General features: G+C 58.5%; 28 protein-coding genes and 2 pseudogenes. 12 read left to right on the forward strand and 18 right to left on the reverse strand.

Going from position 1 to position 26795, the window contains the following annotated elements; translation table 11 throughout:
* Positions 1-1725: 1725 nt before the first annotated feature.
* On the reverse strand, positions 1726-2442 hold the full coding sequence (locus BraRD5C2_RS33940) for an alpha/beta hydrolase (protein ID WP_223975791.1): 717 nt from the start codon (positions 2440-2442) through the stop codon (positions 1726-1728).
* Positions 2443-2572: 130 nt separating this feature from the next.
* Here BraRD5C2_RS33940 and BraRD5C2_RS33945 point away from each other — a divergent pair, with 130 nt between their 5' ends.
* The gene (locus BraRD5C2_RS33945; protein ID WP_223975792.1) at positions 2573-3517 is read left to right on the forward strand and encodes a LysR family transcriptional regulator; all 945 of its coding nucleotides are present in this window, start codon (positions 2573-2575) and stop codon (positions 3515-3517) included.
* A gap of 33 nt (positions 3518-3550) precedes the next feature.
* Here BraRD5C2_RS33945 and BraRD5C2_RS33950 read toward each other — a convergent pair.
* Both BraRD5C2_RS33950 and BraRD5C2_RS33955 read right to left on the reverse strand, forming a co-directional pair.
* Positions 3551-3646, reverse strand: a pseudogene (locus BraRD5C2_RS33950) (tyrosine-type recombinase/integrase); the annotation flags it as partial.
* 235 nt (positions 3647-3881) lie between these two features.
* A complete protein-coding gene (locus tag BraRD5C2_RS33955) occupies positions 3882-4820 on the reverse strand; it encodes a LysR family transcriptional regulator (protein WP_223975793.1) in 939 nt (312 codons plus the stop codon).
* 119 nt (positions 4821-4939) lie between these two features.
* Between BraRD5C2_RS33955 and BraRD5C2_RS33960 the strand changes: the two genes are divergently transcribed.
* The 4 genes from BraRD5C2_RS33960 to BraRD5C2_RS33975 all read left to right on the forward strand — a co-directional run bounded on the left by BraRD5C2_RS33960 (position 4940) and on the right by BraRD5C2_RS33975 (position 7355).
* A complete protein-coding gene (locus tag BraRD5C2_RS33960; protein ID WP_374708077.1) occupies positions 4940-5758 on the forward strand; it encodes an SDR family NAD(P)-dependent oxidoreductase in 819 nt (272 codons plus the stop codon).
* 95 nt (positions 5759-5853) lie between these two features.
* Complete coding sequence (locus BraRD5C2_RS33965) at positions 5854-6249, forward strand: hypothetical protein (RefSeq protein WP_223975795.1); 396 nt, start codon at positions 5854-5856, stop codon at positions 6247-6249.
* A 35-nt stretch (positions 6250-6284) separates the two neighbouring features.
* Positions 6285-6710: a hypothetical protein gene (locus BraRD5C2_RS33970; protein ID WP_223975796.1), complete on the forward strand. Its 426-nt coding sequence runs from the start codon at positions 6285-6287 to the stop codon at positions 6708-6710.
* A gap of 243 nt (positions 6711-6953) precedes the next feature.
* Positions 6954-7355, forward strand: a complete 402-nt coding sequence (locus tag BraRD5C2_RS33975; RefSeq protein WP_223975797.1) for a hypothetical protein — start codon at positions 6954-6956, stop codon at positions 7353-7355.
* A 248-nt stretch (positions 7356-7603) separates the two neighbouring features.
* Here BraRD5C2_RS33975 and BraRD5C2_RS33980 read toward each other — a convergent pair whose 3' ends face one another.
* Complete coding sequence (locus tag BraRD5C2_RS33980) at positions 7604-8365, reverse strand: molybdate ABC transporter substrate-binding protein (RefSeq protein ID WP_223975798.1); 762 nt, start codon at positions 8363-8365, stop codon at positions 7604-7606.
* Between the two features lie 682 nt (positions 8366-9047).
* Positions 9048-9185 (reverse strand): hypothetical protein, encoded by a 138-nt coding sequence (locus tag BraRD5C2_RS33985; protein WP_308444476.1) that lies wholly within the window; start codon positions 9183-9185, stop codon positions 9048-9050.
* 442 nt (positions 9186-9627) lie between these two features.
* Here BraRD5C2_RS33985 and BraRD5C2_RS33990 point away from each other — a divergent pair, with 442 nt between their 5' ends.
* The gene (locus tag BraRD5C2_RS33990) at positions 9628-10674 is read left to right on the forward strand and encodes an SAM-dependent methyltransferase (protein ID WP_223975800.1); all 1047 of its coding nucleotides are present in this window, start codon (positions 9628-9630) and stop codon (positions 10672-10674) included.
* A 223-nt stretch (positions 10675-10897) separates the two neighbouring features.
* Here the strand turns inward: BraRD5C2_RS33990 and BraRD5C2_RS39605 are convergent, their stop codons facing one another.
* The 8 genes from BraRD5C2_RS39605 to BraRD5C2_RS34040 all read right to left on the reverse strand — a co-directional run bounded on the left by BraRD5C2_RS39605 (position 10898) and on the right by BraRD5C2_RS34040 (position 18406).
* Positions 10898-12253 (reverse strand): alpha/beta fold hydrolase, encoded by a 1356-nt coding sequence (locus tag BraRD5C2_RS39605; RefSeq protein ID WP_308444475.1) that lies wholly within the window; start codon positions 12251-12253, stop codon positions 10898-10900.
* 664 nt (positions 12254-12917) lie between these two features.
* Positions 12918-13256, reverse strand: coding sequence for an alpha/beta fold hydrolase (locus tag BraRD5C2_RS34005; RefSeq protein ID WP_223975803.1), 339 nt, complete (start codon positions 13254-13256; stop codon positions 12918-12920).
* Positions 13257-13670: 414 nt separating this feature from the next.
* Positions 13671-13931: a hypothetical protein gene (locus tag BraRD5C2_RS34010; RefSeq protein ID WP_223975804.1), complete on the reverse strand. Its 261-nt coding sequence runs from the start codon at positions 13929-13931 to the stop codon at positions 13671-13673.
* A 353-nt stretch (positions 13932-14284) separates the two neighbouring features.
* The gene (locus tag BraRD5C2_RS34020) at positions 14285-14470 is read right to left on the reverse strand and encodes a hypothetical protein (protein ID WP_223975806.1); all 186 of its coding nucleotides are present in this window, start codon (positions 14468-14470) and stop codon (positions 14285-14287) included.
* Positions 14471-15235: 765 nt separating this feature from the next.
* A complete protein-coding gene (locus BraRD5C2_RS34025) occupies positions 15236-15421 on the reverse strand; it encodes a hypothetical protein (protein ID WP_223975808.1) in 186 nt (61 codons plus the stop codon).
* A 641-nt stretch (positions 15422-16062) separates the two neighbouring features.
* Positions 16063-16263, reverse strand: a complete 201-nt coding sequence (locus tag BraRD5C2_RS34030; protein ID WP_223975810.1) for a hypothetical protein — start codon at positions 16261-16263, stop codon at positions 16063-16065.
* 571 nt (positions 16264-16834) lie between these two features.
* A complete protein-coding gene (locus tag BraRD5C2_RS34035; RefSeq protein WP_223975812.1) occupies positions 16835-17029 on the reverse strand; it encodes a hypothetical protein in 195 nt (64 codons plus the stop codon).
* Between the two features lie 1029 nt (positions 17030-18058).
* On the reverse strand, positions 18059-18406 hold the full coding sequence (locus BraRD5C2_RS34040; protein ID WP_223975814.1) for a hypothetical protein: 348 nt from the start codon (positions 18404-18406) through the stop codon (positions 18059-18061).
* A 183-nt stretch (positions 18407-18589) separates the two neighbouring features.
* Here BraRD5C2_RS34040 and BraRD5C2_RS34045 point away from each other — a divergent pair, with 183 nt between their 5' ends.
* The 3 genes from BraRD5C2_RS34045 to BraRD5C2_RS34060 all read left to right on the forward strand — a co-directional run bounded on the left by BraRD5C2_RS34045 (position 18590) and on the right by BraRD5C2_RS34060 (position 20708).
* A complete protein-coding gene (locus tag BraRD5C2_RS34045) occupies positions 18590-18820 on the forward strand; it encodes a DUF6894 family protein (RefSeq protein ID WP_223975816.1) in 231 nt (76 codons plus the stop codon).
* A gap of 297 nt (positions 18821-19117) precedes the next feature.
* Entirely contained in the window at positions 19118-19819 is a 702-nt protein-coding gene (locus BraRD5C2_RS34050; RefSeq protein WP_223975818.1) for a Crp/Fnr family transcriptional regulator, read from the forward strand.
* A 646-nt stretch (positions 19820-20465) separates the two neighbouring features.
* Positions 20466-20708 carry a hypothetical protein gene (locus BraRD5C2_RS34060; protein WP_223975823.1) on the forward strand — a complete coding sequence of 81 codons (243 nt, stop codon included), beginning with the start codon at positions 20466-20468 and terminating at the stop codon, positions 20706-20708.
* Between the two features lie 292 nt (positions 20709-21000).
* On the opposite strand, the gene BraRD5C2_RS34065 is transcribed toward BraRD5C2_RS34060, so the two are convergent.
* The 3 genes and pseudogenes from BraRD5C2_RS34065 to BraRD5C2_RS34075 all read right to left on the reverse strand — a co-directional run bounded on the left by BraRD5C2_RS34065 (position 21001) and on the right by BraRD5C2_RS34075 (position 22168).
* Positions 21001-21267 (reverse strand): hypothetical protein, encoded by a 267-nt coding sequence (locus BraRD5C2_RS34065; protein WP_223975825.1) that lies wholly within the window; start codon positions 21265-21267, stop codon positions 21001-21003.
* Positions 21264-21722, reverse strand: coding sequence for a hypothetical protein (locus BraRD5C2_RS34070; protein WP_223975827.1), 459 nt, complete (start codon positions 21720-21722; stop codon positions 21264-21266). The genes BraRD5C2_RS34065 and BraRD5C2_RS34070 overlap by 4 nt, the downstream gene beginning before the upstream one ends.
* Positions 21719-22168 (reverse strand): annotated as a pseudogene (locus tag BraRD5C2_RS34075) (hypothetical protein). The gene BraRD5C2_RS34070 and the pseudogene BraRD5C2_RS34075 overlap by 4 nt, the downstream one beginning before the upstream one ends.
* A 215-nt stretch (positions 22169-22383) precedes the next feature.
* Here BraRD5C2_RS34075 and BraRD5C2_RS34080 point away from each other — a divergent pair.
* From BraRD5C2_RS34080 to BraRD5C2_RS34090, 3 genes are read left to right on the forward strand one after another with little or no spacing between them, the layout of a single operon-like run.
* Positions 22384-22545: a hypothetical protein gene (locus BraRD5C2_RS34080; protein ID WP_223975829.1), complete on the forward strand. Its 162-nt coding sequence runs from the start codon at positions 22384-22386 to the stop codon at positions 22543-22545.
* 9 nt (positions 22546-22554) lie between these two features.
* The gene (locus BraRD5C2_RS34085; RefSeq protein ID WP_223975831.1) at positions 22555-22854 is read left to right on the forward strand and encodes a hypothetical protein; all 300 of its coding nucleotides are present in this window, start codon (positions 22555-22557) and stop codon (positions 22852-22854) included.
* A gap of 38 nt (positions 22855-22892) precedes the next feature.
* Positions 22893-25550 carry an ATP-binding protein gene (locus BraRD5C2_RS34090; protein WP_223975834.1) on the forward strand — a complete coding sequence of 886 codons (2658 nt, stop codon included), beginning with the start codon at positions 22893-22895 and terminating at the stop codon, positions 25548-25550.
* On the opposite strand, the gene BraRD5C2_RS34095 is transcribed toward BraRD5C2_RS34090, so the two are convergent.
* Positions 25537-26190: a hypothetical protein gene (locus tag BraRD5C2_RS34095; RefSeq protein ID WP_223975837.1), complete on the reverse strand. Its 654-nt coding sequence runs from the start codon at positions 26188-26190 to the stop codon at positions 25537-25539. The two genes, BraRD5C2_RS34090 and BraRD5C2_RS34095, sit on opposite strands and share 14 nt — an antisense overlap.
* A complete protein-coding gene (locus BraRD5C2_RS34100; protein WP_223975841.1) occupies positions 26187-26633 on the reverse strand; it encodes a hypothetical protein in 447 nt (148 codons plus the stop codon). Before BraRD5C2_RS34100 ends, BraRD5C2_RS34095 begins: the two co-directional genes overlap by 4 nt.
* Positions 26634-26795 lie beyond the last annotated feature (162 nt).

A 26795-nucleotide genomic window follows, 5' to 3' on the forward strand; every position in this document is an offset into this window, starting at 1 on the left:
ACCGACTGCATCTTCCCACCTCAAGCGCCCGGTGGCTCTGCTGGCGTTCCACGCCGGCTCGCTCGTCGCTGGGAATCAAGAAGATGCGGGAGCGGTGACAATTGGGGACGCGGCTCGGGACTTCGCTCGGTGGCTGGTTGGTCTTGGATATTGGCCCGACGCCTGCGGCTGATCGCAGGGCCGATTAGGCCGATCAATACTAGCGCGACTCCTACGATGATGAGCCAGTGTGGTAGTTCCAGCCATCCCATCGCGGTCTTGATCATATCGGCCTACTACGTCGCCTTGACGCGTTCGCCTGGAAACCGAGCGATGAGCCGCGCACGAAAATTCGCGATATCTCGAAGTAGATCGTCGCGACTTTGCCCCTGCGGAAGCTTGCGAGCGGTCGCTTCTAGCTTTACCGCCATTTCTTGCAGCTCCTGCAAGTCGTTCACGCTGGGGCTGGCGGCCCGGGTGCTGAGGCCGTCACCTGATCCGCCGATCTTATCTTTTGGAGGTCGGCAGCTTCGATACTGCGCTCCTCTCAGATCCTCCCGCTATAGCCTGCGTGCAACAGTGACCCTAGTTTTCCGCTGCGAGTGGTCGCGCTGCGTTGCCTCCGCGCGCCAAACTTACCTCTTTGGAGGTATTAAACTTTTGCGCGTTTTCGTGCAGACTTACGCCCATCAGGATTTTGCACATCCTTCCTGGGGCTAGAAGCTAACGCCGCTCCGCGTGTATTTTAAGCGGGCGGCGTTTGTGCGTTTGGCAGCGCTCCAAAAATGGCAAAGGCCCCAACGGGGGCTAGCGCGTCGGGGCCTCTGCAATCATCGATCCGGAGAGCCATATTCAACTCTCGTTCCGGACGTGATCGCTTTCACTGTACCGGAAAGCGGGAGCGGGAAATGGACCCCTCCCGGGTTACCTCATTTGACAAACGTCCTAATCGAGTGGCGCCCCCGGGCTGCCGCTCATCCAGGGCGGCGGGCCTTCAATGTGCTTTTTGCCACAATTCTGGGAGCGCCCGCCGGTTCATGCCGGCGATTTCTTGCTTGCGTGTTTGTGCGCAGCAAGTCATGAGGGCAGCGCCATTTCGCATCCTCTTCTACCACTGCGGATATGCTGCAGACACTTGCGGATAAATGGCGATCTCCCGGCCGCGCGATCGGACCTGACGAGGTGATTGCGAAAAAGTACGCCGCCGAGCTCAAAATACGTTGTCCCGGCGGCGTCATGCTTTTCCAGCGCTGGGCCCTGAATTCCCAGTGCCGTTAGCTTAGCAAATGCGAGGGCAATTGACGGTTGCCCGACCCACACAAGATTAAGAAACAGGAGCCGGCAAGCTATGGGGCAGGGCGCCGGCTCCTCCGAAACGGTGACCGTAAGACGTCCCCAAACCGGTCCCGTCCCTTCGGGAGCGTGCGCCGATCTGGTTGCTTATTTGCTAGCGAAGCTAAGCCGAGACTGCGCCGTGAGCGCGCTGCGTCAGACGACTGACGGCAATAACGAGATCCGGCCGACCGAGCACCTCAACAAGCCGATCTAAACATTCGCCATCGGTTTCGGCGGGAGCAGGTGGCATTGCAGGTCAGGGTCGCTGTCCGCTTACGACCGCCACTGGTACCTGATCTCACGGCACCTCGCGATGGGCGTCACGCCTGAAGCGAGGTGCTATTCGCAGCGCGGGTTTAGCCTGATCGACGCCGCCAGCCCTGGGACAAGGCCGACGGCGCGTCTTGAGCCTCAGTTGTTCGACGTGGCACTCACACTCTTTGCTGCCTTCGCGATGAAGGCTGCCACGACGTCCGGCCTCGAGACGTAAATCGCGTGGCTGCCCGGAGCTTCCTCAACCGTGGAGCCCGCGCGCTTCGACATCTGCCGTTGGGCTGGTGGCGGGATCATCTTGTCGTCGGTCGCGACGAGGTACCAGGTCGGCTTGGACTTCCACGCGGGCTCCGTCACTTCGCCGGCGAGTGCATTGACGCCCCACGGCACTTGCGAGTCGGCCATCAGTGCAGCCTTTGCTTCACTAACATCGGCCGCGAACGAGGCGCGGAACTTCGCCGTGTCGAGGAACAGGAAGCCATCCTGCGGCGGCAGGATCGGCGGGACGGGCGCGCCGGGAGGCGGGTTCGCGATGAGCGACTGAACCGACTCGCCCTTGTCCGGCGCAAACGCGGTTATGTAGACAATGCCTGCGACCTTCGGGTCGGTGCCGGCTTCCGTCACGACTACGCCACCATAGGAATGGCCGACCAGGATCACCGGGCCCTGCGCCTGCGAGATCGCGCGCCGCGTAAACGCCACGTCGTCGGCAAGCGACGTTGTCGGATTCTGTACGATGCTGACGTTGTACCCATCCTTCTTGAGGATGTTATAAACGCCTTCCCAACCCGCGCCATCGACGAAGCCGCCGTGCACGAGGACGATCGTCGTCGCCAGTGCTGCAAGTCCAGCCATGTTTTACTCTCCCATTTGTTCTGTGCGGGCCGCCCGCACGCTGAAGTCTCAGGGGGAACTTGCCAAATCTTTCTATAGCTGATTAGTTCTAAATACTTAGGATGCCCTAGCCGAATGGATAGGTGACCAAATGAAATGGACCGACCGCATCGGCCGCCGCGTCAAGCTGCGCGATCTCCACATTGCAATTGCGGTCGCCGAGGCGGGCAGCATGACACGCGCGGCCGAGGACTTGGCCGTCTCCTACCCGGTCGTGTCCAGGACGATTTCGGAGCTTGAGAGCACGTTGGGCGTAAAGCTCTTTGACCGCAGCGTTTCGGGCGTCGAACCGACGCATTATGGCCGCGCGCTGCTCACGTCCGGCGTTGCTGTATTCGACGAACTGCGCAAGGGACTGCAGCAAATCGAGTCGATCAAGCAACCTGATGCTGGTGACGTTCGGATCGGCTCGTCCATCGTGACCGACGCCGGCCTGCTGCCGGCGATCATCGCGCGATTTTCACAAGACTTTCCCCGCGCGGTCGTTCACGTGCTGCCGGAGGACATCGCAACTCAACAATACGACAACCTGCGCAATCGAAAAGTTGAACTGGTGATGGGGCGGCTTCCCGCCGTGATGAACGAACCCGACCTGGTCGCGGAGACCTTGTCGGACGAACCCAACGTTGTCGTGGCGGGGGCCGAAAGCCGCTGGGCAAGGCGGCGAAACCTTAAGCTTGCCGATCTCGTTGGCGAGCCGTGGGTCCTTGCCCAGCCTGGCAGTTTGGCGCGATCCCTACACGACGAAGTTTTCCAAAGGAGCGGCCTTGAACCTCCCGCCGCAACCGTCCTTACAGTGTCGCTCCACCTCTACATGCGCATGATCGAGACAGGAGGCTGGCTCGGGCTTGTTCCCGCCTCGGTCATGCGTTTTGGCAGCAAGGGCATGAGGCTGACGGTTCTGCCTGTGAAGGTCCCGTCGGCTCCCGCGCCGGTCGGATTCATCACGGTCAAAGATCGCACGCTTACGCCGTTGACGGAGCGCTTCATCGAGTACACCCGCAAAGTCGCCCGGTCGTCGACCGATCGTTCCTAGATCCCGCTTCTAGCCCGACGCGGCCCTTCCGAGTTAGCCGACCGTGCTCTCAACCTTGGTGTGCCCCAGCAAAAGCTGTACGGCTCGCAAATTGCCGGGACGGCGATAGATGAGCGTCGCCCTTGGCTTCGGCCGATAAAGTTGTCTCGATCGTCTCTAAGGAGACCGCACTTGAAATCACCATCGTCGGTATCTCGGAACGCTTGCCATGCCAGGCCGTCGCGACTCGCGCGCCTGGTCGTCCGGCCGAATAGTTGATGGTCGCCGCCGGCCGCCAAGACCACTCCTCAAGGAAATGACCAGTAAGGTTTTCAGGCTGGGTTGGACACCGTTGAGTAGTACTTGACCGTTTGCCGTATTTGAGTCAGGTGCCGCCTAGGCGCTCGCGCGCCGCGATCTGTTTTGTTATGCTACCGAGACGAGCCTTAAAGCGCGGAACCGTCAAATCAAGAAATGCGCGCAATTTGACCGGCATGAACCGATTTGGCGAGTAGACGAAATTGACGGGTAGCGCGGGCGGCTGAACGTCCTGAAGTACAGGTATGAGCTCACCCGATCTAATCAATTCGGCAACTTGGTAGGAAAACACAACCGTGAGTCCCAGGCCTGCGCGTGCTGCATCAGAGGCCGACTCCGTGTTGCTCACAACGAGTCGGGATCGTACCGGCACCGCATATTCCGTCTTGTCGCGTTTGAACCTCCACAGTGAGGGGGAATGCATCGGCGGATAGGTGATGCAGTCGTGGGTGGAAAGGTCGCCCGGCGATCGAGGCGCTCCGCGAGATTTCAGATAGTCCGGGCTCGCGCACATCACCCGACGAATTTCTCCAGCTTTGACCGCGATGAGGCTGCTGTCGGTAAGTTCGCCGATCCGAAGGGCAACGTCGATTTGCTCTTCCCAAAAATTTACTGGACGATCCTGAAGTCCCAGCTGGACATCGACTTCCGGAAATTTCGCCAGAAACTCCATAACGATCGGCTGCAAATACAGGCGGCCCATCGCGATGGGAGCTGACACGACCAGATCACCTCGAGGCGTCGTGTATTCACCCGACGCGGCGCGCTCGGTCTCGGCTAGATCTGCAAGGATGCGCTTGGCGGCAGCGATGTAAGAGCGTCCTGCGTCTGTTGGGACGAGCATCCGGCTCGATCGGTTGAACAGTTTGGTCTGCAGGTGCGCTTCGAGCTCCGCCACCTTTCGGCTCACAGTCGGAAGCGGTGCCTTCTGACGGCGCGCCGCTGCCGACAGGCTCCCCGCTTCAGCAACCGCCAAAACGATCGACATAGCCTCGAAACGATCCATTGGACGTTCCATTTTTTGAGAGGATATATCCCGATTTTGCCAGATACCCAGCGGTTTTGAAAGGGTCTATCTCCGATGCGCGATCACGGAAACGGTCCAGCGCAGAGGAAATGAAGATGATTGCGACACAAGACAAAGGCATTGCCCTCGTTACCGGCGCATCGAGCGGCATCGGCGCGATCTATGCGGACCGTCTGGCGAAGCGAGGCTACGACCTCATTCTTGTGGCGCGCAGCAAGGCGCGGCTCGCTACGCTGTCGCGTCGGCTCCGCAACGAAACCAGGCGAAGCGTAGAAACAGTCGAGGCCGATCTCACTTCTTCGATTGACCTGCGGCGCATCGAGGACATCCTGCGCAGCGATTCCCGGATCACCACACTGGTCAATAACGCGGGCGTGGGCTCTGCGGTACCATTGCTCGATGCCGACGTCGACAAGATGGAGGATATGATCCATCTGAACGTCACTGCACTCGCGCGCCTTACCTATGCGGCGATCCCTGGATTTGCCGCTCGCGGCGGCGGCATATTGATCAACGTATCCTCGATTGCTGCGATCGCTCCGGAACTGTTGAACGGCGTATATGGTGGCAGCAAGGCCTTCGTATTGGCACTTGGCCAGTCGCTTGTTCACGAGTTCGCCGACAAAGGCCTCCGCATTCAAACCGTTTTGCCAGGCGCCACTGCCACAGAGTTTTGGGACATTGCGGGCAAGCCCGTACACCAGCTCCCGGGCCAGATCGTGATGTCTGCCGACGACATGGTCGACGCTGCATTGGCCGGTCTCGACATTGGTGAAGCCGTGACCATTCCGTCGTTGCCGAGCCAGGCTGAGTGGGACCGTTTCGACGAGGCGCGCCGCACAATGTCCAGCAAGCTTTCGAGCTGCATTCCGGCGCCTCGCTACAACGTCCGTCAGAGCGGATGCGTGAGCGCGTAGCCGTCATCGGAGATCGCCGTCAGCGACTGTACGGCGGCGGCTCCAGACCATGAGCAACCGATTCTGATCGTGACCTATAATGAGGAGAACGCAAAATGTTTACGGCCCGCCATCATCAGACACCCCCCCAAATTCGCGGAGCACTTTTCGCTAGCGCATTTGCGCTCGGCATCGTTGGTCCGGCCCATGCCGATGGTCTGCGTCCGATCGAAGCCAAGAGCATCGATCTCGGCGGAGTATCGGGAGTCGTTTACTACACAGTCGAGCGTGATGGCTTTCACGTCGTCACGACGCTGGCAGAAGGCGAAGCCGGAACGCCAGTTCGATTCGTGTCGATCCTTTCACCAGGGCAGCGCGTGGTCCTCTCGACGGCGGCGCCAGCGGGCGGAATCGAAATCAGCCGCGAAGGTGATCGCGTCCTCGTGCACCGGAGCAACGCTCTTTCGGCTCGCAAGTGGCAACCTGTCGACCGTGTCAATTCGGGATATTGAGTCCAAGAATCTGTGATCAAACAAGGAGAACTGCAATGACCACGTTATCCAACACTTTTGTGACCGCTACGTCTGCTAAACAACATGAACTACCAAGAACACGTCTTAGCCTGTATTACCTCGCCGGCTATACGCTTCCGGTTGGTCTGGCTCTGATGTTCGTGCCGCAACTGACGATGCAAATGCTGTTCAGCAATCATGTCTACGATGACCTGGGGCTCCGCATCGGTGGAGTATTTCTCTTCTCGCTCGGGTTGATCGTAGCCGGTATGATCATCCGAGAAGTGTCGCGCGCTTATGTAATAACGCTCTTCGTGCGCGCTTTCATCATTACCGCGCTATTGACGCTCTTCATCCAGTATCGCGATCCAGCACTGCTGGCGACGAGTACAGTTGTTACAATAGGCTGGATCCTGACGTTCCTCGGTTGGCGCAAAGACACCGCCGAGCAGCGTGGGTAAAGGATGAGCCCACGACTGTGCAGTCGAACTCTATAGTGGATGGCGCGCCTCTCGCGCGCCGCCCGCCTTCTCCTCGGGACGGGTCAGTCCCAAAGGGAACATCGCGCGTCCTCTTCGCTGGTTTGAACTGCTATTATGTGTATCCCCTGCCTCCAGGGATAGACGTGGCGAACTGACGGAGCGGCGCAACAAAGATCGCCTAGAACCCATTCAGGTCTCAATCGGTCCGAGGAGCCATTCACCATGCATGCTATTCGAAAATTGCGTGAGTCAGGTCACGCTACCGTAGCTGACTACGAAAATCTTCTCGCTCCAAATGTCGTTTTTCATAGTCCTGTGTTGATAAGGGCCGCAGAAGGTCGCGCGGTAGTTGCCAAGATTTTCGCGACCTCGACCACTCTGCGAGAAGGCGCCTACACGGGAGAGTGGAAGCTGGATGACCGAAGAACCTTACTGAGGTGGAAAGGAAAAATTCAGGGGCGCGAGCTGGAAAGTTTCGATCTTATCGAAGAAAACGACGAGGGACTGATTGTCGATCGGACAATAGCGTTTCGTCCAATGCCCGCGGCGAAGCTTTTTCGGGATGCAATGCGCGCTGCCATGGGAAGCGCAATTCCAGACGACTACTGGGAATATTCGAATTAGTTGGATCGACGATCCCGTTCACTGCGATGTCGGTTGGGGAGCCAATCGCCGCCGATTTTGGCGAGTCAGTTCTTCGCGAAAATTGCCGTCGCGCAACTGCCGTTTTTCGGCATTAACCAAGAGGGCAGAGTCGTAGCTCGGCCTCATTCTTGGGTGCGCAAGCCAAAGCGCTAGGGCGATCTCGCTTCTGCGGAGAAGCTGGTGACCGCGCGCCGAACATCTACCGCGCGAGGAGCGGATCAATGCGATCAGCTGGGATTCATGCCTTTCGATTTGATGATCGAAACAGCCGCCGGGCTCTTGAGGTATTCAATGAGTGCCTTGGCAGCGACGGCTTCCTTGGTTTCCGATCCGATTGCGGCCGTGTACACCACGTTTTGTTGCAGTTCGGCAGGAAACGGACCGACAATTTCCAAGCCGGGAGCGCTGAGAACGTTGATAAGAAAAATGCCCAATTCGGCTTCACCCTTGGCAACCGTCGCGACGACCTGCGCCGGGTCGGGCTGCGCCCTCATCTTCGCTTTCATTGGCTCCGTGATGCCAAGGCGATCAAATACCTTCGCAATTGAATAGCCAGTGGCACTCTCCGGGATCGAAGCGATGGACCGAGCCTTGAGCAGCGTCGCCCTGAGCGCGTCAGCAGTACTGATGTCAGGCCTTTGAGCACCAGAGCGGACGGCAACACCAATCCCAACGTGGGCAATATCGATAGTCGGACCTATCACGAATTTAGCTCTGGCCGACGCGTCCTGCATGACCTCGACGGGTACAACACCAATATCGAACGGTTTGCCCGACGTGGCCTCCTTTATGAGGTTCGGAGTTGTGCCAAAGAAAATCTCAAGCTTGTGACCGGAAGCTTCCTCGAACTGGGGTTTGATATCTGCCCAAACGACTGACATTCCTCCACCGGTCAGAACCCTGAGTTCGGCAGCGTTTAGATTTCCGGAGAAAACCATCAACATCGCGCCGCAAGCGATGATAGCCATGTTGAAACGTGATTTGTCCATGGTTACGCCCCTGCGAAGAGAGTGCGGAACTTAGCGTATTTCGCGCTCGCAATGCGCGCAAGCTGCGCCAGCTCGGCTTCGGGGTTGCTTCGTTAGACGATAAATCCGAAAAGGACTGTGATGATGGCGGAGTAGATCGTCCCGACGAGAAGCGCCCCGGTTACGGTAGATCCCGGCCGTGTAGCAAAGGCATAAATGAAATCGCCTTTGCCTAGTCTAGCGATGTTTTGGTTGTTCATTGCTTCCCGCGCCATCGCCACAGCGATAGCGGCCGGAATCAATCGTCCAAGGAATACCCACCAGCGCCAAGTCCAAGGCATTCTTCCTCCGTTGGCGCACACAGCACAACGCCGCCCGTTCAGTATACAACGGACGGCGTTGGCCCTAGCCCCAGGAAGGTGTGCAAAATCCTGACAGGTGAAAATCTGGCACGGAGTGCATAGGAGGACATATCCCAAATGGGCTATCTCATCTCCGTAAGAATACGCCTGTCGCTTGGAGCGGGGCTCCGGCCATCCCAAATACTCGCAGCGGCGCGGTAAGGCGGCCTCAGCGTTCGTTCCAACGCGCTGGGGCCGTTTCATTGGAAAATGAAAGGCCCGCCAACTTGCAAGACAGCGCTGCTTCTCGGCTGCCGTGATGTCGAGAGCCTTTCAGCACCTCGTTCACGCGACCGGGGTTCCTATTTGGAGTCCTTGATGGTGCGCTCGACCTCATCAGCCAGAGTACGGTGATGCGCGGCCAGCTTGGCGAACAGCTCTTTCTTGGTCTTGTCGGTCGTCAGCTTACTGATTAGCTCGCACCCGGGGAACATCAGCAATATAGACCGCTCTCCCGGAGTACCCTCCGACTCGCGAAGTATCCTAATTCGCATCTGGGTGTGTCTCAGCCCGGCAACAGCGCTGGTGTTTTTTCAGGCGAATAGGTCTTTCCCGGCTTGTTTCATTCGCACGAACGTCCCGCTCTCAACTGTCCGATGATCGACGAGGACAGCGCGACGCCGGCCGAGGATTGGGGCGGGGCTTCAACACGCGGTCAGCCAAGGCTGGCTCGAGTATCACGAGGTCTTCTCGGTGTAGATCCGGCCATCCTGGATTGGCTCAAATACGCTCCATGATCCTGCGGGCGGCTTTCTCGGGGGCGGGCTAGAGGCGGTCGCCCTTCAGTTTCAACGGCGGATTCCATCTCTCTTTTGATGTCTTAGCGCATAGTGCTACTTTGGCACGGCGCGTAATCGACGCGAGAATCCGTCTCGATTTATAATGCGCTTCAACGGTCAGGGAGCCACCTTGGTGGTTATTGTTCCGATAGTTTTGTCAGTAGCGGCGTTCATCATAGCGTTGTTCCTGGCATACACTCTTTTTCACTACGTACTTTTTCTCCTGGTCAGTCGACCGAAGGACGCGAGCGGGATCGGTCATGAGCTAAATCAATTCGAGCAACTGCAACTGATCGAGTGGGCGCCCATGCCGACCGACTTTCTCAGGCATGATGACGAGCAGCGTACATATGACGAAGTGTTCGGCACATATCGCGATGAGAACGCGAACTACAGCACGTGTGTATTCCCTCGAACACCTTTTTCGAAAATCTACGAAGCCGAATACCTTCTTCTGAAGCCGAGGAATGGGATGCGGCTGTTGGATCTCGGGTGCGGATCGGGAGCCGCAGCTGCATATTTCGCAAGCCGGTGTAACATCGAAGTCGTGTGCGTGACGAACTCGCCTGTCCAGGCAGATATCTGCCGGCGCAAATTTGCGAAACTCGGCGGACGTGGACAGGTAATCGTCACGGATTTCGACAGCCTGGATCTTCCAAGCGAAAGCTTTGACGCCGTCTATTCACTTGAATCGATTGGCTACACCAAGGATCTGGACGCCTTTCTGGCCCAGTGCCGGCGGATTCTCAAGCCGGGAGGACGCCTGTTGATCCGATCGCCGGGGTCGCTGGATCACTGCCGCCGCAAGGAGGATTACCTGAGCGTCACCGCCTTCTTCGAGAATTGGCGCTACAATTTCGTCGGGGCCAATCTCCTCGTCAACAAGTTGCGCCGGCTCGGCTTCACCCCGATCCGTTACCGCCGATTGCCGTTCTGGGCCTGGGGTCTCACCTGGAATTTCATTCAACACCTGCTGTTGTGGAAGTATCGGCTGAAGATGCGCACATTCGTGGACCTGGAAAAGATCATCTGGCGCACCTCGAAGGTGTTTGTGTTCGGCAACCCTTACAACACGGTGCTCGCCATCAAGCCGGAGACGGCATCCCGCGCCCTGATTTGCGATTCCGCGCCGGGGACACGATCCGCCTAGTGGTGCGATGATCTCCTTCGACGAGTTGCACGGTCATTTTGCATTCCGTGGGCAGGTCGATCTCAGCATTCGATCGCCACGTTTCCCCGACGCTGACGGTCTGGACGACCATCGAGAATGTTCACTCTCCGAAGTGAACCGCAAGCGATTAGGTTCGGTCGCTATCGGCGGCTTTTGACCCGGAGCGATCATGTTCGCTAGGCGGCAACGTTTCGAGTCAATATCACCTAGTCAGAAAGAGATTGATTTCGTCGAAGAAGCGAGCACTGGCAGGTTCGTGCTTCAGGAAGAGGTGGTTTCGCCCGGGAAGTGCAACAAAATGAGCCCCTGGGATTGCAGTCGCCATTTGGCGACCGATATCAATGGGAACCATAAGATCTCCGCGTACATGCATGACGAGAGTTGGAACGCGCACCTCCGGAAGCAATTCGCGGACATCGAAATCTGCTACGACTTCAAAGTATCGAGCTGCGCATTCGGGTGATGTGGTCTTCCGTTGAAGATCGTTGAACCAATCAGCCTGCTCCTTTGTGCATTCGGGAATGAACTGCGACGTGAACATTTGTCGGAATGCTGGTTCATCCATGCCCCAGCCAAGGCGGATCAGGGTTCCCATTGCTTTTCGCTTCTCAAGCTCGTCCGGCGATCGCTTATTGCGGCCCAACGCAAAACCGCCATATAGAATCAGGTGAGATATGCGCTCTGGATATCGGACAGCGTAAGCGATGGATATCGCGCAGCCTTGGGAGACGCCAACGAGCGGAAAACGTTTAATCCCAAGGGCATCTACTACGGTTTCTAAATCACTGACCCATGCATCCAGAGAAAGCTCATCGACATCCCAGTCCGACAGGCCGTTGCCTCGAGCGTCGTATCGAGCCAGCGTATGGTTTCTCGCCAATCCCTCCAGAACGTGATGCCAGATTGGACTTTCCCAATCGTACTCAAGGTGATTCATCCAGTTCGCCGCTTTGACTAACGGGGGACCATGGCCCACGGTTGCATAGGCAAGTCGTACCCCATCGGGCGCTCGGCAATATTTGATTTCCTGCGTCATGCTGACTGAACTGAAGTTGACCGAATAGACCTCCACGGGCTTTGCAATATTTTTTAGGTTTCGAAGTCCCAGCTTCGCACAGCTGAACGAGAGTTTTTCGAGCAAGTGATCGTGTGCTTGACGCGAAATGTAGATTCCGCCCGGTTCGGCGATACTTTCGAGCCGCGCCGCAATGTTAACGCCATCACCGTAAATGTCGTCGTCGTCGCTGATGATGTCGCCTAGGTTTATACCAATTCGAAACTCGATCCGCTTGTCGACGCTTGCCGTTGCGTTCCGCTCGCTCATCCCGCGCTGGACTTCAACGGCACAGCGTACCGCGTCAACCACGGATGCAAACTCAACCAGCATACCGTCCCCCGTGGTCTTGACGAGACGTCCCCGATGTTCCTCGATTTTGGGGTCGACTAACGCTTTTCGGTGACCCTTCAAGAGTGAGAGCGTGCCTTCCTCGTCGACGCCCATGAGGCGACTGTAGCCGGCTACGTCGGCAGCTAAAATTGCTGCAAGTCTACGCTCCATGACATGTCCTCCAATAACCGTCATCTACTATCATAAGCTTTGAAAACGTTCTCTCCGCTCCGAAGTAGAGACCCCGTGGCGAAGAACTCCTCTGCGCTATGCAAACTTCGATTCATCAAGCGCGACACGGGCCGCTCGCCGCTAAAGGATAGGCGATTAACCTCTGCTAATCCGCAATTTTAGCCTTAGAGTCACTCAATGTCAGCAGGAGCCACGCAGGCGATCAAAATTGCAGTTTTGGTGGTGAAGCGGACGTCACGGCTACGCGGTCCGACTGCCGCGCCACCTTTCGGATCCTGAGCTGCTGCTGAGACGTTTCGCGCGTGCAGATGCCCCCAAGGAGGAGGTGCAGAACATGGCGCTGGGAATAAAACACAACCTGTGGAATCACTTCGGAAGGGGCGTGGGATAGCTATGGCCGACCTACCCGCTAAGCACTTAGTGTTTGGGAGGCCACGGTCGGAGCTTTTTGCTGTACAACGTTAGCTATCGCCGTGGCCGGTAGTTTTGTTGGCTTAGATCTAGGCCGTGTACCTATAAACTCGGCGGCGTCATGTGACTGGTGACCAGATCCGCTTTGCTCCAATAGCGACTAAGTTCGTGCAGCAGCGCAATATGTCGCGATGGGCCAGAAGCTGAAGTTTCGGCCTTGGCAAACGTGCCGCTAATGCTTCTTCATGAAGGAGAGAACAACCTTATCGTAGGCGTCGGGGTTCTCCCATGGAACGGTATGTCCGCTTGCAGGGATTTCAACTCGCTCGCGATTGGGCAGGCAGCGCTCCAACTGATCCACGACCAGATGGAACACAGAAGGACTTCGTTCGGCGTTGGACAAGAGCGTAGGCGCCATGAACTTCCTGGCCATTTCGCAGATGAAAACTGGTCGCGGCCGTTTCGTTGTCGCATCCGCCTGATACGACGCAACGTCGTCCAGGTTCATCTTCTGCTGAGCGTCCGACCGGCGCTCGTAGGCTTCCGGACCGCCGATTGCATCTACGATCATAGGAATGCCCCGGTGCACATCGCCAGCCTTGAGAGCCTCCCTGGTAACGGTCCACAAGACGCAGGCCGTAGCTTCGCCTCAATCTTTGGCTGACATGGTCAGCAAGTCAGCGCGGGGGGCAAGCGCGCGGGCGACTGCGCCCGGAGTGAAGCGCTTGCACCGCCAGCCGCGATCGCGCTCCTCCGGGCTGCGCGTCGCGTTGCAACCGCCGCTTTTCGCTACGGTCCTCCGTTGAATAGCCCAATGCGCGGCGTAGCGTAGGGAGGCGCCAGGCTGGCCCGCCGCCCAGCGAGGCGTTGCCCCGGCTCGGCCGCCCACGGCCCCCAGCCAGCCGGGCTGGGGCAGCCGGCGTTTTGACCCACGCGTGTAGAAAGCTGCGCCCCGTCGATCCTTTTGTGGTCGGAACTCCGGTAGTCATCCCTCGATAGCGAGGCGACCCAGGAACGCATTGCAGGCCCGCTCGGCTTCAGCGAACGTGCTGAAGGGCGATCCGGACACCTGAGCCGCGGGCATATTTAAAAAGTCTGGACGATATGACGCAACAAAACCGGGCTCTCCATGCAAGCCACGTCCACTTCGGCTCTCGCTGCTGATAACGAACGAATAGTCGTCGCTGCTTGCGATCCAAATTTCCAGATCCTCAGCAGTATCCACGCGACGAAAGTGCAGGGCCATTTCACCCTCCACCAGGCAGAGGTCCCGGCTTGGTCCTCCGCAATCATCCAGATGGACGCTTTAACCCGCTTTTGTGCGATTGGCCGCTTCAGCCTCCCGCGCCAGTCGTTCGGCTTTAGGCGCTCTCGATTATCGCGGAGCGCTTTTTGCGCTTTGGCGTAATCGGTCAAAGCTTCCTTCGCCTCGGCCTGCCTGAATACCTTACGAGCTTCGCGTTCCGCTGCCGTAGGTGCCCGCCGTTCTCGGTCATTGATCATCGTTGACCTCCCATTTTGGGCTCAATAGTCAACGCACAGAGCTCGCTTTCGATCCTATCAGCTTGAAGCGCGACGAACTCGAAGCTGCACCAACGATCATTTTCGGTTTCGGTCGCGGCGCACCTTCTGAAGTTCCTCCGGTCCCTTGATAAGCTTGCGCTTGCGGCTGGCTTGATCGTCCGGGCTGGCCCTGGGGTCGGTCACCTTGTCGATTGCATTGCTGGCCAGTTCGCGGGGCGCGCTGCTTTGGGTCTTTGCGGCGGTGCTTGTCTTCGCGCTCATCAGGCAGGGACTTGATCGGTACGGTCAAATCGAGCTCGTTGTGCCTTAAATTGGCGTCGCCCAACGGGGTCAGATAATCGGCAACATATCGTCCCGGCTCCATCGGTATGGGCCAACTAAATAAGTACGCCGCCGGGCTCGAAATACGCTGTCCCGGCGGCGTCATTTTTTCCAGCGCTGGGCCCTGAATTCCCAGTGCCGGCAACTTAGCAAACACCGGCCCAGCAAACTGTTGCAACGCTAGCACAAACCTTAGGGAAGAAGAGCCGGCGCCAGGGTCCGGTACGCCAGCTCCTCCCGAAACGTGACCGTACTGTTCTAACCCCATCGGTCCCGTCCCTCAAAGAAGCCTGCGCCGACCTACTTGCTGATTTACTAACGGCGTCACTGAGGCAGGCCGAGTTAGATGGAGAATGGTTTTGGGCGAGCAGGCCGCCGCCGATTCATACTCGGCCGCGTTTTCCTTGCAGCCGGCTGCGCTATCGACTTAGGGTGCCGCATCAAGTGAGCGTGAGATGTGAGGCCGATCACATTCGAAAATCGCGTATCGATTTAATGACCCGGGCAACCCGCGGCGTCGGAGGATCGCGATGCCAATATTCAGCAGCGAAAAGTGGTCGGGAACAGCCGCAGCCTCAGTGTGCGGAGTGCTCATCGTAGCAGCGCTTGGCTCTGCGATCGTTGGTTACGTGGAGTGGTCGTCGGACGCCAACCTGGCCCAATTCATGGGCCGGACGACCGAGGTGGCCGCCGCTACGTTACCGCTCAAGGGACGAACAGGTTGCGAGCAAAAGTCGCCCGCGGCGCTTTCTCTTCCGCTCGAATGAGGCCGTCGGTTGATGGAGCATTCACGGGCAAGCTCTTAAAGATGCGCAGGTCAAAGGTCGGAGGGTTTCCAGGCATGAGGCGCGAGAAGATCGCGGCATGGACCGTGCTGGCTGCATTGGCCATTGCCACTGCCGTTTGGGCAACGATGGGAGCGCCGCAGCCGAGCTCAAAATCGTCTGTACACGTCGCCAGTAGGCGATGACAGATCGTGGCGGCGGCCCCGATTGTGTATGTCATCCTCGCTGGATAGCGGAAGCCGGATGGGCCCTGCGGGGTACCCCCTGAGACGCCGGCAGGAACGCTGCGACGTCGAGTACAAATCAGGTTGCCGCGGATGTACCGGCAGGGCGCGCCGGCGCCGCCGCACCTGCACGCATGATTGCCCGTCCAGGGTTGATCTGGGTGGTTCTCACGGACCCAACCGGTATCGTCGCACACGATGCAGCGCGGCGCGGTCATCGCATCAGATTGAAGAGCTCAAGGACATCAGCAAGCCGAAGCTTCGTGCCGTCTGGCATATGCTGGAGCAGGAGACTCCGCGTGTCCGCGGCAATCTCGTCTCGCTTGAGTGGGCTCTTGCTCCGCATGGAATCGCCGCATGTTGACGGCGAATTCCCTGGCCACCTCTGGCGGGATCTCGAGCGGCTTTCGGGTCGGCATGGGCTAATGTAAGCACAACAATACCACCGCTCACTAGGGCAAGACGCACTGAGCAGCGGCCTTCAGCGAAAACTGAAGGGAACGCTGCCTGGGCGATCTTCGAGTTAGCCCTTCGTTACGATCGGAGCGGGAGCTTTTCCAACCGGATACTTTCCGACCGGGGACTTGCCAACCGGATATTTGCCAATTGGCATCTTGCCAATCGGAGCTTGTTCAGTGACCGGCTGCGGACGAGGGAGGTCGGCCGCACTGGCAGCAGCCACGAAACCGAAAGTCGCAACTCCAACAACCAGAAACTTCAACATCGTAATCTCCAAGATGGGTAGTTGAGCACGAACACCCTTTACCCTCTAACGGCGACAGGGCAATTGCCGCTGTATCAAAGCTGGTGCTCTTGCGGTCGTTTCTTTGCCGGAGTGACAAAAACGACACGGAGCGATTACTTTGCGTGCTGCTGGATATAGGCGGGCGAGACGAAGCGCGTTCGGTGGCACTTGTTGCATATTCGGCGCCGTCCTAAGCGAGCAGATCATTTCCAGTCCGCAAGATTTTCACGTAAGTCCCGCTTTCGTAGATCTCCAGCCAGTCCTGCGCCAAGGCGTAGTTCAGACCGGCGCCGTATTCGGCCGGCGTGCCCTTGTCCCGATATGGAAAGGGTCCGTTGATCTTCTAGATATAGACGCGGCCGTCTTGAGCGGGCTCGAACGCTCGAGCGTGCTCCATGAGTCTCCGAGCGGCTTTCTCGGGATTACCGTAGGGACGATCTGCGGCGAGTTTCATCGGCGGGGAATCACGATTTCCATACGGCACTGAATGGCATCGCGTGGCTGGTCGTGTCATGCCAATTCGGCACAAAATGCGCGAGCCCGCCTTCGCTCACTGAGACAGTCCCTTTCCTACACCCCTGGCGAAGTCGATCACCTTGCCCCAGTCCATACGCGTATCGAGCCAGCCGACCTTGCCGCACGCGATGCACTTGAGGTGCGCCGAGATGTCCGACCAATCCCAGTCCGGAAGGTCGGCAAGCTTCAGCCGGCCGTTGTGATGCTCACAGCCGACACAGAAGTCCACGTTTGCAACGAGCCGTCCTTCGTTTTAGTGGGCCCGGTGAGGCAGCTTTGTGCATTCGCATTTGCGGTAAGCACGAAGAGCACGAGCAAAACCGCGAGTGCTCCGGCAAGAGTATGGCATCCTGGCTTAGTCATCGCATGGCTTTCGGATGATAGGCATGCCCGGGAAATATGTCGTTGAGCCGGATCTTGCGAGGAAAAGATCATCTATCGCGACGGCCGCGTTTGCTGAACATGGGCGGCGAGGAACTAAATCCTTGCATCGCAAGCTGGCGTGGCTTGAGCGCACCAGTCATGGACAAGAAGCAACCTTAACGACGGAAATCTTTTGACTGATCGCGGGCCAGACGTTTCCGTAGAGGTCATGTTTGACGTCATAATCGCCCTCTTGATTATTGTGAGCGTTGGCGTGCTCATTGCCCACGCCATCGACGCGCTGCGGTCCTGAAGGATCTTCTTTCCGCTGGGATTTAAAGCGCCTCGCGCAAACTCAAATGAAGGCAGCGCGGAGCAAAGGTGGTAGCGCGCCGCAGCAATTGCGAATTCCGCTAGATCAAACTGGGGAAAGGAATAACTTCATAGACGGTGATTGGCCGTCCCAACCACCTACGCCGCCTTAGCCCCAGTGCTGGGGGCCCAGTGGGCCATGGACGTTGGAATGAAGAGAATTAGCGCTGACTGGTTCACCATCGCAGGATGCCTGGTAATCGCATTGGCTTCATTGGCGATCGTTGCCATGTTCGTTTTCTGAACCGCCCGCGTTGAACCGGCCAATCACCGCATCAGCCTGAACGGCTTTCGCATGCGCCCGAGATAGGTATTGAGGGCGGCTTTTGCGTATAATCTACGGCGCGTCTTGCGGCCGTCGCCTCATTAGGTCCATATCCTCGAGGCGCTCGTCTATGCGCCGGTTTACGTTCTCGTCGTGCAGTCTGTCCTCGCGTCTACCCGCCCGCGCAGCAGCCACGGCGAAGCCGGCGATAGATGATATCGCGATGCTCACATAGGTCCACCATGGCATCTGAAGGTCTCAGACAAGCCGCGACGTCAGTTGCCGGCGATCGCCGACGTGCCGATCGACAAAACCCTGCAGGGCGGCCGGCACCTCGGTCTGCTGCAGGTCGCAGCGGCACTGGACCTCGCGGGCGATGTCCTCGGAGACGTCTTCGGACCAGTGCTCGGCGGTGGTGAAGCCGATTACCCGGATCGGGCTCGAATATTCGCCGGCCATCAGATCCTGGATCACGGTCTCGAGGTCAGCCGACTCGAGGTCGGTCTCGCGCCAGGCGCGACCGATGGGGCCAAAATCGTCGGCAACGAGGTAAACAGTCTGATCATCGCTGGGGACGATCGACGGTGTCCAATTAGCCTTACGCATAAATGACTCCACGCAACGCAATCGGGATTAAAGCAAACGCCGACAAATTCGTTCCCGGTCAAGCTGGTCGTTAGGAACGCGGCAGATGCGTGGGCGTTAGCCTTGGTCGTTCTCCGGATAGCGGCATTGGTGGTCGAGCCTGGCTCTCAGCTGCCAATAGGCGGAGCCAGGGGAGAACACCAGATGCCGCTATATTTCTTCCATGTCTATCATGACGGCCCCAGCCGCGACGAGGTTGGGGAAAACCTTGCGGATGGTCACGCCGCCTGGAGGGAAGCCACGGCGATGGCGGGGGAGATGCTGAAAGATCTCGACGGCTCGCTGAAACCGGGTCACGACTGGAATCTTGAAGTCACGGACACCAAAGCAAAAATCCTTTTCCGATTGACCATTTCTGCCGATCGTCCGCAGTAGCGCCAAGGTCGGAAAAGTGACGCCGAACCGTTCCAATGTCGGATACCGATCACTTAAAGTGGTGGATGGTACTTCCGACTAGATCATAGCGCGTTGGCCTAAAGGCCGACCAAATGGCTTTGGCCGGCTAGAGTCTTCGGTTAGCGGATCAATTTGGGCAACGCGCTCTAAGACGGATATCGGACCGACAGTATCGGTTCGAATCTATCAAATGGGATGTTCCCGCCTCGCACGTGCTCTCGGAGCGTGCTCGCAACCTTGCGGAGATCGGCCCGACCGAACGGGCGGGATACCGCGGTGCCACAGTCAAAGGCCTCGACCGGACGAACCAACGACTTGCTGTCGGCGCTGGGGCGTGACCAGATCGATTTGCTCTCGCCCCACATAACGACTGAGAATCTAGATCAAGGCGTTATCCTCAGCGAGGCCGGCGACGAGACCGAATTTGTCTATTTCCCGCATAGTGGAATGCTCTCGCTGCTCGCCGTCTTGAATGACGGCAGAGCGATCGAAACGGCAATGGTCGGTCGCGAAGGCGCCGTGGGCGCGATGGCAGGCCTTGGTCTCTACATCTCGGAAGTCCGCGTCGTGGTGCAGCTCCGGGCCGAGGTCTCCAAAATCGCGGCGAGCCGCTTTAGAAAGGCAACGGCACGAAGTGACGTCCTCCGCGATCTCTGTATGAACAGCAATGAGGTGCTGTTGGCTCAAACGAGAGTAACTGCGGCCTGTAACGCCGTGCATGTCATCGAGGCGCGGTTTTGCCGATGGCTTCTTCACACGGCCGACCGGGCGGGAAATGATCCGATCAATCTCACGCAGCAATTTCTGGCCGAAATGCTCGGGGTGCGCCGCACCTCCGTGACCGAAGTCGCGCGGAGAGTACAGGGAATGGGCGCGATCGAGTATTCGCGCGGGTCGATAAAAATTCAGGACCGCAAGCTATTGGAGCGCCTGGCATGTGAATGCTACGCGACCTTGTCGGCCCGATCAGTTCTCTAGCTGACGCCGTTGCGCCTTCTCCTGAGGCTGCAACGTCGTAACCTTGCGAGTGCCGCACCAGAGCTCGACAGGACGCCCGCCATCAGCAATTCCGCGTACGCTGTGGCATCAGCGTCGCTCACGCTCTCGATATCGAATCGAGCCTGGATGTGTCCGTCATCTCCGATCACGTACACCCGGTAGGTCGGTTCTGAAACGGCCATCAGTCTGGCGATCGCAGTCCTGGCGAGCGCAGCCAGTCCGACACATGAGCGGCGGTCTCCGCCTGTCGAGCCCTGCGGATCAATTGCTCGCGTTCGACGCACGCAGGCATTCTGCGGGCTTCGGCGCGCAGGCGCTCGGCTTCGTAAGCAAGTCGTTCTTCGAGAGATTGCGTCTGTTTGACGCGGCGTCGCTTCTGCACGGCGCTGCTCCCTGTTTGAGTGGGGCGGGAGCGCGACTGGCGTTCTCATCACCGATAAAAGCCACGGGTGGTGCGGTGATGCGGAAGTGTCGGACAACCGACATAGGAACGCCAGTCTTTTATTTGCCATGATCGGAGGAACAACCGGCGGATTAACCTAGGTTATTTCGAGGGGAGCGTCTCGGAAAATTCGTCTGTATGCCGCCGGCCACCCGGCGTAAGGATGGACTCAGGTAAGGGCGCATGACCGAAACAGCACGCGAATATATTGACTTCTGGGTGGAGAATAGCGTCCACGCAGCCGAGCAGTTTAGAACGCCGGGCGCGTCGCAGGACGTCGAGGAATTGATGCGGCGGCTCATCGCCGGCGCCCAAGCGCAGGGCATCACCGAACAGGCCATGCGGGACGAGGTTGGCGACATTGCCGACTACATCCGCGAGAAATTGAAGGCCGCCAACAAGGCCGAAGGTGATCGGCAAGAGTAGTGCGGGTACAGCCGGTGAAGCGAACGGCCCTAGGTCGATCGCGCGCGATGAGTGTTATCGGCCGACTGCTCCAAGTTCTCAGCCTTCTTGAGAAATTCATCGCGCTTAGGCCCGGGCGGTAGACGCGCCGCTTCTTCGCGGTATTGGGCGGCGAGGTTCTTCCATTGTCCGGCATCCGGCATGTGACGGAGCCTACGCCTATCCTGATGTCCGGTATGCGACATTTCCGTCACTTGTGACGGAAATCACTCAGACCGTCGACCATAGGGGCCGTTCGCGTGAGCGGCTCCTTTTATTGGGAGGACAAGTCGTTGCCAGCCTGCAGGATCTTCACGTAGGTGCCGCTCTCGTGTCGGGTCAGCCAATCATGGTCGAGACAATATTTGAGGCCTGCGCCGTACTCGGCCGGCGAGGCGCCGTCCTTGTCGATGAAGGGATAGTTGATCTTCTCGATATAGATCCTGCCGTCTTGGATCGGCACGAATGCTTTGGCGTACTCCATGATTTTGCGGGCAGCCTTCTCGGGGTCGGCCCACGGCCGCTCTTCCTTTAGTTTCATCGGCGAATTCGATCTCTCTTCTGAACGGCATAGATGTGCTGGCGGTGCACGTGGCTCTCGGCCGGCCGGTGGCTATCAAACATCACGCCGCAGGGACAGCGCATCAGCGATGACAGCTGTTGAGAAGGCAGTTTTTCGCCGCGCTCCCACATCGCTTGCTTTCGCTTGGTCCAGTCACGCTGGTCTCGCCAAGCTTGGAAATCCGCCTCGGTGAGGGTCGGCAGCAACAGCTGCCATTCGGCTTCGAACGCCGTGCGCGCCTGCTCAAAGGTCTCGGCTGGTCCGCCAGTCAATCGGTCGCAACCAGGATGGAAGCCGCACTTCCATTCCCATTGATCGGCGTGGTTCGGCACACCGGCGCGCTGCCCGATCGAGCCGATACAGACGTCGCCGTAAAAAATGTTCCATTTCTCCCGAGCCGACTCCTTGTCGCGCCGGCGCGTCAGCTCGGTCACGTCCCATCTCCGATCGGCGAGCGTTGCCAAAGCTGCAGCAGCTCGGCGGCCGGGCGCTTGCCCGCCTTGCGGCACTTCTGGCACCGCAGTCGGCCAGCGAGGTCGTGAACATATGCCGTGGCGACGTGGGGCAGGGCGGCGAGATCGACAGCGCGCGGCGTCTTACATCGCGAGCACTTGATCTCCAGCCACGGATAGTCGGCGTTGATGGCCTGGTCGATCGAAGGCGACGGGTCGACCGGACCGCCGTCCGCCCACATCCTTTCATTCCAGCTCTGACACAGCAGGTCATCGGCCTCGCGGATCAGGTCCTCGCCGGCGGCGCGCTTCTCGGCTGATCGGGCGGCGAGGATGGTGGTCACGGCCCCCGGGCCCGCGCCAACTCCTTGGTCAATGCCTTGCGATCGCCGTCCGGAGAGGGGTGTGGAGTGTTGTTTTGGAGCCATTGACTACATTTCCGTGCTGACTCGGACAGGCGGAATTCGCTAAGGGTTGTCGATGATTTGGGGTGTCCGCTTTCGAAGGGAAATGCGGACACCCTGCCTGACCCTCGGGATGTCGCCTTGTGACCCAAACCGGACGCCGCGACCGACCAGCCCAGTCAAGTATGGAACCGGCGCTAGGGTTCGGGATTATAAGTCAAAATGGGGGACCTATTTGGGTGACGATCCACCGGGTGATTGAGGCCTACGGCCTGATGATGGACTTGACCGAAGCAAACCAACTGGAGGCAGGCCGACGGGTTGAGACGCATCTGGCTGGCATCTCAGGCGACGACAAAGCTCTCGCGATCGAAGGCTTGCGGTATCTGCGCAAACACTGATGAACATTGTTGAATCAAATGAAGATTGGTAACGGCTTCAGAACGCGGCTCGAATTTGTGCTTGGACAGGTATTCGAGGATCTTGAGTGCGGCGGCGATCACGAAACGCGCGCGTTCGTAGCTACTCGGCTCCTGGAAGCGGCGCAGTCCGGCATTTTAAAACTGGAAGATTTGAAGGGCCTCGCTCAGGATGCGTTGGCCGAGTTAGTGCATCCAGAGGCGCTTGCGCCAATTCGGCCCGATCGAATTGAACCATGCTCTGTTGTATTTTCCCCAATTGAACCCGATAGCCGGTCCCGGCACGTCTGACGTTGTGATTTCGACGGCTGGGAGGGTACCGTCTCACCATGTCTTATCCCTTTCTTGCAGGCGGTGGCGAAGCTGCCGACATCATCGCTAAATTCAAGTGGAGCGCGACCCCGCTGGGGCCAATTGAAGGTTGGCCGGGCAGCCTGAAAAGTTCGATCGCGCTCATCCTGCGATCTCCCGTCCCGATCGTAACCCTGTGGGGCGAAGACGGGATCATGATCTACAATGACGCCTACTCGGAATTTGCCGGGGGACGGCATCCGAAACTTTTTGGCTCAAAGGTTCGCGAAGGATGGCCTGAGGTCGCTGACTTCAACGACAACATCATGAAGGTGGGCCTCGCCGGACAAACCCTGGCTTATCGCGACTTTACCCTCACGCTTTTTCGGCACGACGGCAAGCCCGAGCAGGTCTGGCTCAATCTCGATTACTCGCCAATCCTTAACGAAAGCGGCAAGCCTGCCGGGGTCATGGCGATCGTCGTCGAAATCACTGACAAGATCAGGATAGAGCGAGAATTGAACGCCGAGCGCGAAGGTCTGAAGAGCATGTTCGAACAGGCTCCCGGCTTTTTCGCCACGGTGAGCGGTCCTGAACATCGGTTCGCGATGGTCAACGAGTCCTATCGTACCCTCGTCGGACATCGGGACGTTCTCGGCAAGCCAGTCTCGGTCGCCTTGCCCGAGGTTGTCGAGCAAGGGTTCGTGACCCTGCTCGACAAGGTCTATTCCACGGGACAACCCTATATCGGCAGCGGTGCGAAAGTCCGGCTCAAGCGCGACGCGCACAGCGACGCTGACGACCGTTACCTTGATTTCGTTTATCAGCCGACGATTGCTGACGACGGGTCCGTCACAGGCGTCTTCATTCAGGGACACGACGTCACCGAACAACACATCATTGAACGAGCGATTCGCTCGGAGACACACAAGCTCAACGTGCTGAATCGCAGTGGCGCGGCTCTCGCTGCCGAACTCGATATCGGCCGGATCGTTCAGATTGCGACTGACGCTTGCACGGAAATCGTCGGCGCCGAATTCGGCGCGTTTTTCTACAACGTGATCAACGACAATGGCGAGAGCTACATGCTCTATGCCCTGTCAGGTGTCCCTCACGAGAAGTTCTCGCAGTTTCCCATGCCGCGAAATACGGCGGTCTTTGAGCCAACATTCAAAGGAGCTGGTGTCGTCCGTTCTGACGACATTCTGAAAGACGCTCGTTACGGCAAGAGCGCGCCGTATCACGGTATGCCGAACGGGCACCTGCCCGTTCGCAGCTATCTCGCCGTACCCGTGATATCGCGATCCGGTGAGGTGATTGGCGGATTGTTCCTGGGACATGGCGAGCCCGGCCGCTTTCTCGATGAGCACGAGGAACTCCTGATCGGCATCGCAGGTCAGGCCGCTACCGCCATCGATAACGGCAGGCTTTTCCAAGCCGCCGAACGCGAAGTGAACGACCGTCGACGCGCAGAATCTGCTTTGCAGACCCTTAACAACACTCTTGAGCAACGTGTGATCGACGAAGTCTATGCGAGATCGAAGGTCGAGGACCAATTGCGGCAGATCCAGAAAATGGAAGCAATTGGACAATTGACCGGCGGCATAGCTCACGACTTCAATAACATGCTCGCTGTCGTCATCGGTGCACTGAATCTATTGCAGAGAAATCTCGCGCGGGGTGAAACGGACGTCGACAGATTTGTTGCAGCAGCAGCCGACAGCGCCAAGCGCGCGGCGTCGCTGACGCAGCGGTTGTTGGCTTTCTCAAGGCAACAACCGCTCTCGCCCGAGTTGCTGGTGATCAACAGGCTTGTAGCGAATATGAGTAACCTGCTCGTTCGGACACTGGGTGAGCACGTCAAGATCGAAACGGTGCTCGCCGCTGGCTTGTGGACGGTGATGATTGATCCCGTGCAGTTGGAAAGCGCTGTCATCAATCTGTCGGCGAACGCGCGCGACGCAATGCCCCAGGGCGGAAAGCTGACCATCGAAACGCAGAACACGTTCGTGGATGAGGCCTACGCCAAGGAATATGCCATCGTACCAGGTCAGTATGTTTTGCTTGCCGTGGCCGACAGTGGCAGCGGCATGAGCCAAGACATCCTGGACAAGGTGTTCGATCCGTTCTTCACGACTAAGACTGTAGGAAAAGGCACCGGACTTGGCCTGAGCCAAGTGTACGGCTTTGTTCGTCAGTCGGGCGGCCACGTCAGGATTTATTCGGAGATCGGCGTCGGCACAACGGTCAAGATTTATTTCCCGCGCCACTACGGCGAAGCGCCGCCCGATCGATCTATTGGAATCGAGCCAAAAATATTCAAGGGCTCAAATAGTGAGTTCGTCCTTGTCGTCGAGGACGACGATCGAGTTCGGGCGATCTCCGTCGAAGCGTTGCGAGAACTCGGCTATAGCGTACTCGAAACGTCCAACCCCAAAGAAGCACTTCGCCTACTGGAAAGCGACCAGCCGGTGACGATCCTGTTCACCGACGTTGTCATGCCGGACATGTCGGGGAGACAGCTAGCTGATCTCGCGCGTGAAAAGAGACCAGAAATCAAGGTTCTTTACACGACCGGCTATACGCGCAACGCCATCGTTCACAACGGCATCCTCGATCCCGGCACCAGTCTGCTGACCAAGCCCTTCAGTGTCGAAGAACTCGCTGAAAAGATCCGCCGGGCTATCGATACGTGAACTCCGCTTCTGGCCCAAAGAAGCGGTCATGCCGTTCGGCAGCGCGAAGTCCGCTTTTAAAATGAGAAACGGACATTTCCCAAGCGAGCTGACTTCCGTTAATGACCCCAGAGCAGCGGGCTCTCTCGCCGCCCGGCCGGCATCGATCGCCCAAGGTGAAGCTATTCCCGGAATTTCTCAACGAGCGGCTGGGTCTTCCTACATGGCGGACGAGCGAGCGCGCGCCGATCCCAACCGCTCGATTGCCGCGAACTTCCAGGCCTTGCCCGGCAACAGCTTTGTCGTGAGTAGGTGCGATCCGCTGATTTGCCCTCGTCGGTGCCCCCAGCTTTTGTCGCGAGCCCACATCGCCTGCTTGCGCTTGGTCCAGTCGCGCTGGTCTCGCCAGGCCTGGAAATCGGGTCGGCAGTAGCAACCGCCATTCGGCCTCGAATGCCGCGCGCGCCTGCTCAAAGGTCTCGGCCGGTCCGCCGGTCGACCTATCGCAACCAGGGTGGAAGCCGCATTTCCATTCCCATTGATCGGCATGGTTCGGCACACCGGCTCGCAGCCCGATCGAGCCGATGCAGACGTCGTCGTAACAGATATTCCATTTCTCCCGAGCCGACTCCTTGTCGCGCCGGCGCGTCAGCTCGTTCACGGCTCGTCTCCGATCGGCGAGCGTTGCCACAGTTGCAAGATCTCGGCGCCCGGCCGCTTGCCGGCCTTGCGGCACTTCTGGCAGCGCAGCCGGCCGGCGAGGTCGTGAACGAACGTCGTAGCGACGTGGGGCAGGGCAGCGAGGTCGATAGCACGCGGCGTCATGCACCGCGAGCACTTGATCTCGAGCCACGGATAGCCGGCATTGATGGCCTGGTCGATCGAAGGCGACGGGTCGACCGGACCGCCGTCCGCCCACATCCTCTCGTTCCAACTCTGGCACAGAAGGGCATCGGCCTCGCGGATCAGGTCCTCGCCGGCGGCGCGCTTCTCGGCTGATCGGGCGGCGAGGATGGTGGTCACGGCCCGGGCGCGCGCCAGCTCCTTGGTCAATGCCTTACGGTCGCCGCCGGATGGAGGTGGGGGATGGTGTTTTGAGGCCATAGGCTTCATTTTCCCGCTGAATCGGGCGAGCGGGAAGTCGCTAGAGATTGTCGAGTGGCCTCGGTGCCCCGCTAGAAATTGGTCAATCGGGCGCTGGTTCCTGAGTTCGAGTCGATCAGGACGGACGATGTCCCGTAGGACTGGGGCAGGTCCGCGGTCGTT

Origin of the sequence: Bradyrhizobium sp. RD5-C2 (genome assembly GCF_019972155.1) — a bacterium.
Classification (GTDB): Bacteria; Pseudomonadota; Alphaproteobacteria; order Rhizobiales; family Xanthobacteraceae; genus Bradyrhizobium.

What these genes read in the sequence shown, in the direction of transcription:
- BraRD5C2_RS34040 (WP_223975814.1), bottom strand. Translation starts at nt 18,406, where the DNA reads ATGCGTAAGGCTAATTGGACACCGTCGATCGTCCCCAGCGATGATCAG.
- BraRD5C2_RS34060 (WP_223975823.1), top strand. Translation starts at nt 20,466, where the DNA reads ATGACCGAAACAGCACGCGAATATATTGACTTCTGGGTGGAGAATAGC.
- BraRD5C2_RS39605 (WP_308444475.1), bottom strand. Translation starts at nt 12,253, where the DNA reads ATGGAGCGTAGACTTGCAGCAATTTTAGCTGCCGACGTAGCCGGCTAC.
- BraRD5C2_RS33980 (WP_223975798.1), bottom strand. Translation starts at nt 8,365, where the DNA reads ATGGACAAATCACGTTTCAACATGGCTATCATCGCTTGCGGCGCGATG.
- BraRD5C2_RS34010 (WP_223975804.1), bottom strand. Translation starts at nt 13,931, where the DNA reads ATGGCCCTGCACTTTCGTCGCGTGGATACTGCTGAGGATCTGGAAATT.
- BraRD5C2_RS34045 (WP_223975816.1), top strand. Translation starts at nt 18,590, where the DNA reads ATGCCGCTATATTTCTTCCATGTCTATCATGACGGCCCCAGCCGCGAC.
- BraRD5C2_RS34005 (WP_223975803.1), bottom strand. Translation starts at nt 13,256, where the DNA reads ATGATCGTAGATGCAATCGGCGGTCCGGAAGCCTACGAGCGCCGGTCG.
- BraRD5C2_RS33955 (WP_223975793.1), bottom strand. Translation starts at nt 4,820, where the DNA reads ATGGATCGTTTCGAGGCTATGTCGATCGTTTTGGCGGTTGCTGAAGCG.
- BraRD5C2_RS33975 (WP_223975797.1), top strand. Translation starts at nt 6,954, where the DNA reads ATGCATGCTATTCGAAAATTGCGTGAGTCAGGTCACGCTACCGTAGCT.
- BraRD5C2_RS34020 (WP_223975806.1), bottom strand. Translation starts at nt 14,470, where the DNA reads ATGAGCGCGAAGACAAGCACCGCCGCAAAGACCCAAAGCAGCGCGCCC.
- BraRD5C2_RS34030 (WP_223975810.1), bottom strand. Translation starts at nt 16,263, where the DNA reads ATGTTGAAGTTTCTGGTTGTTGGAGTTGCGACTTTCGGTTTCGTGGCT.
- BraRD5C2_RS33990 (WP_223975800.1), top strand. Translation starts at nt 9,628, where the DNA reads ATGCGCTTCAACGGTCAGGGAGCCACCTTGGTGGTTATTGTTCCGATA.
- BraRD5C2_RS34025 (WP_223975808.1), bottom strand. Translation starts at nt 15,421, where the DNA reads ATGGCCAATGCAGCCAGCACGGTCCATGCCGCGATCTTCTCGCGCCTC.
- BraRD5C2_RS33940 (WP_223975791.1), bottom strand. Translation starts at nt 2,442, where the DNA reads ATGGCTGGACTTGCAGCACTGGCGACGACGATCGTCCTCGTGCACGGC.
- BraRD5C2_RS34100 (WP_223975841.1), bottom strand. Translation starts at nt 26,633, where the DNA reads ATGGCCTCAAAACACCATCCCCCACCTCCATCCGGCGGCGACCGTAAG.
- BraRD5C2_RS33965 (WP_223975795.1), top strand. Translation starts at nt 5,854, where the DNA reads ATGTTTACGGCCCGCCATCATCAGACACCCCCCCAAATTCGCGGAGCA.
- BraRD5C2_RS33970 (WP_223975796.1), top strand. Translation starts at nt 6,285, where the DNA reads ATGACCACGTTATCCAACACTTTTGTGACCGCTACGTCTGCTAAACAA.
- BraRD5C2_RS34065 (WP_223975825.1), bottom strand. Translation starts at nt 21,267, where the DNA reads ATGAAACTAAAGGAAGAGCGGCCGTGGGCCGACCCCGAGAAGGCTGCC.
- BraRD5C2_RS33945 (WP_223975792.1), top strand. Translation starts at nt 2,573, where the DNA reads ATGAAATGGACCGACCGCATCGGCCGCCGCGTCAAGCTGCGCGATCTC.
- BraRD5C2_RS34090 (WP_223975834.1), top strand. Translation starts at nt 22,893, where the DNA reads ATGTCTTATCCCTTTCTTGCAGGCGGTGGCGAAGCTGCCGACATCATC.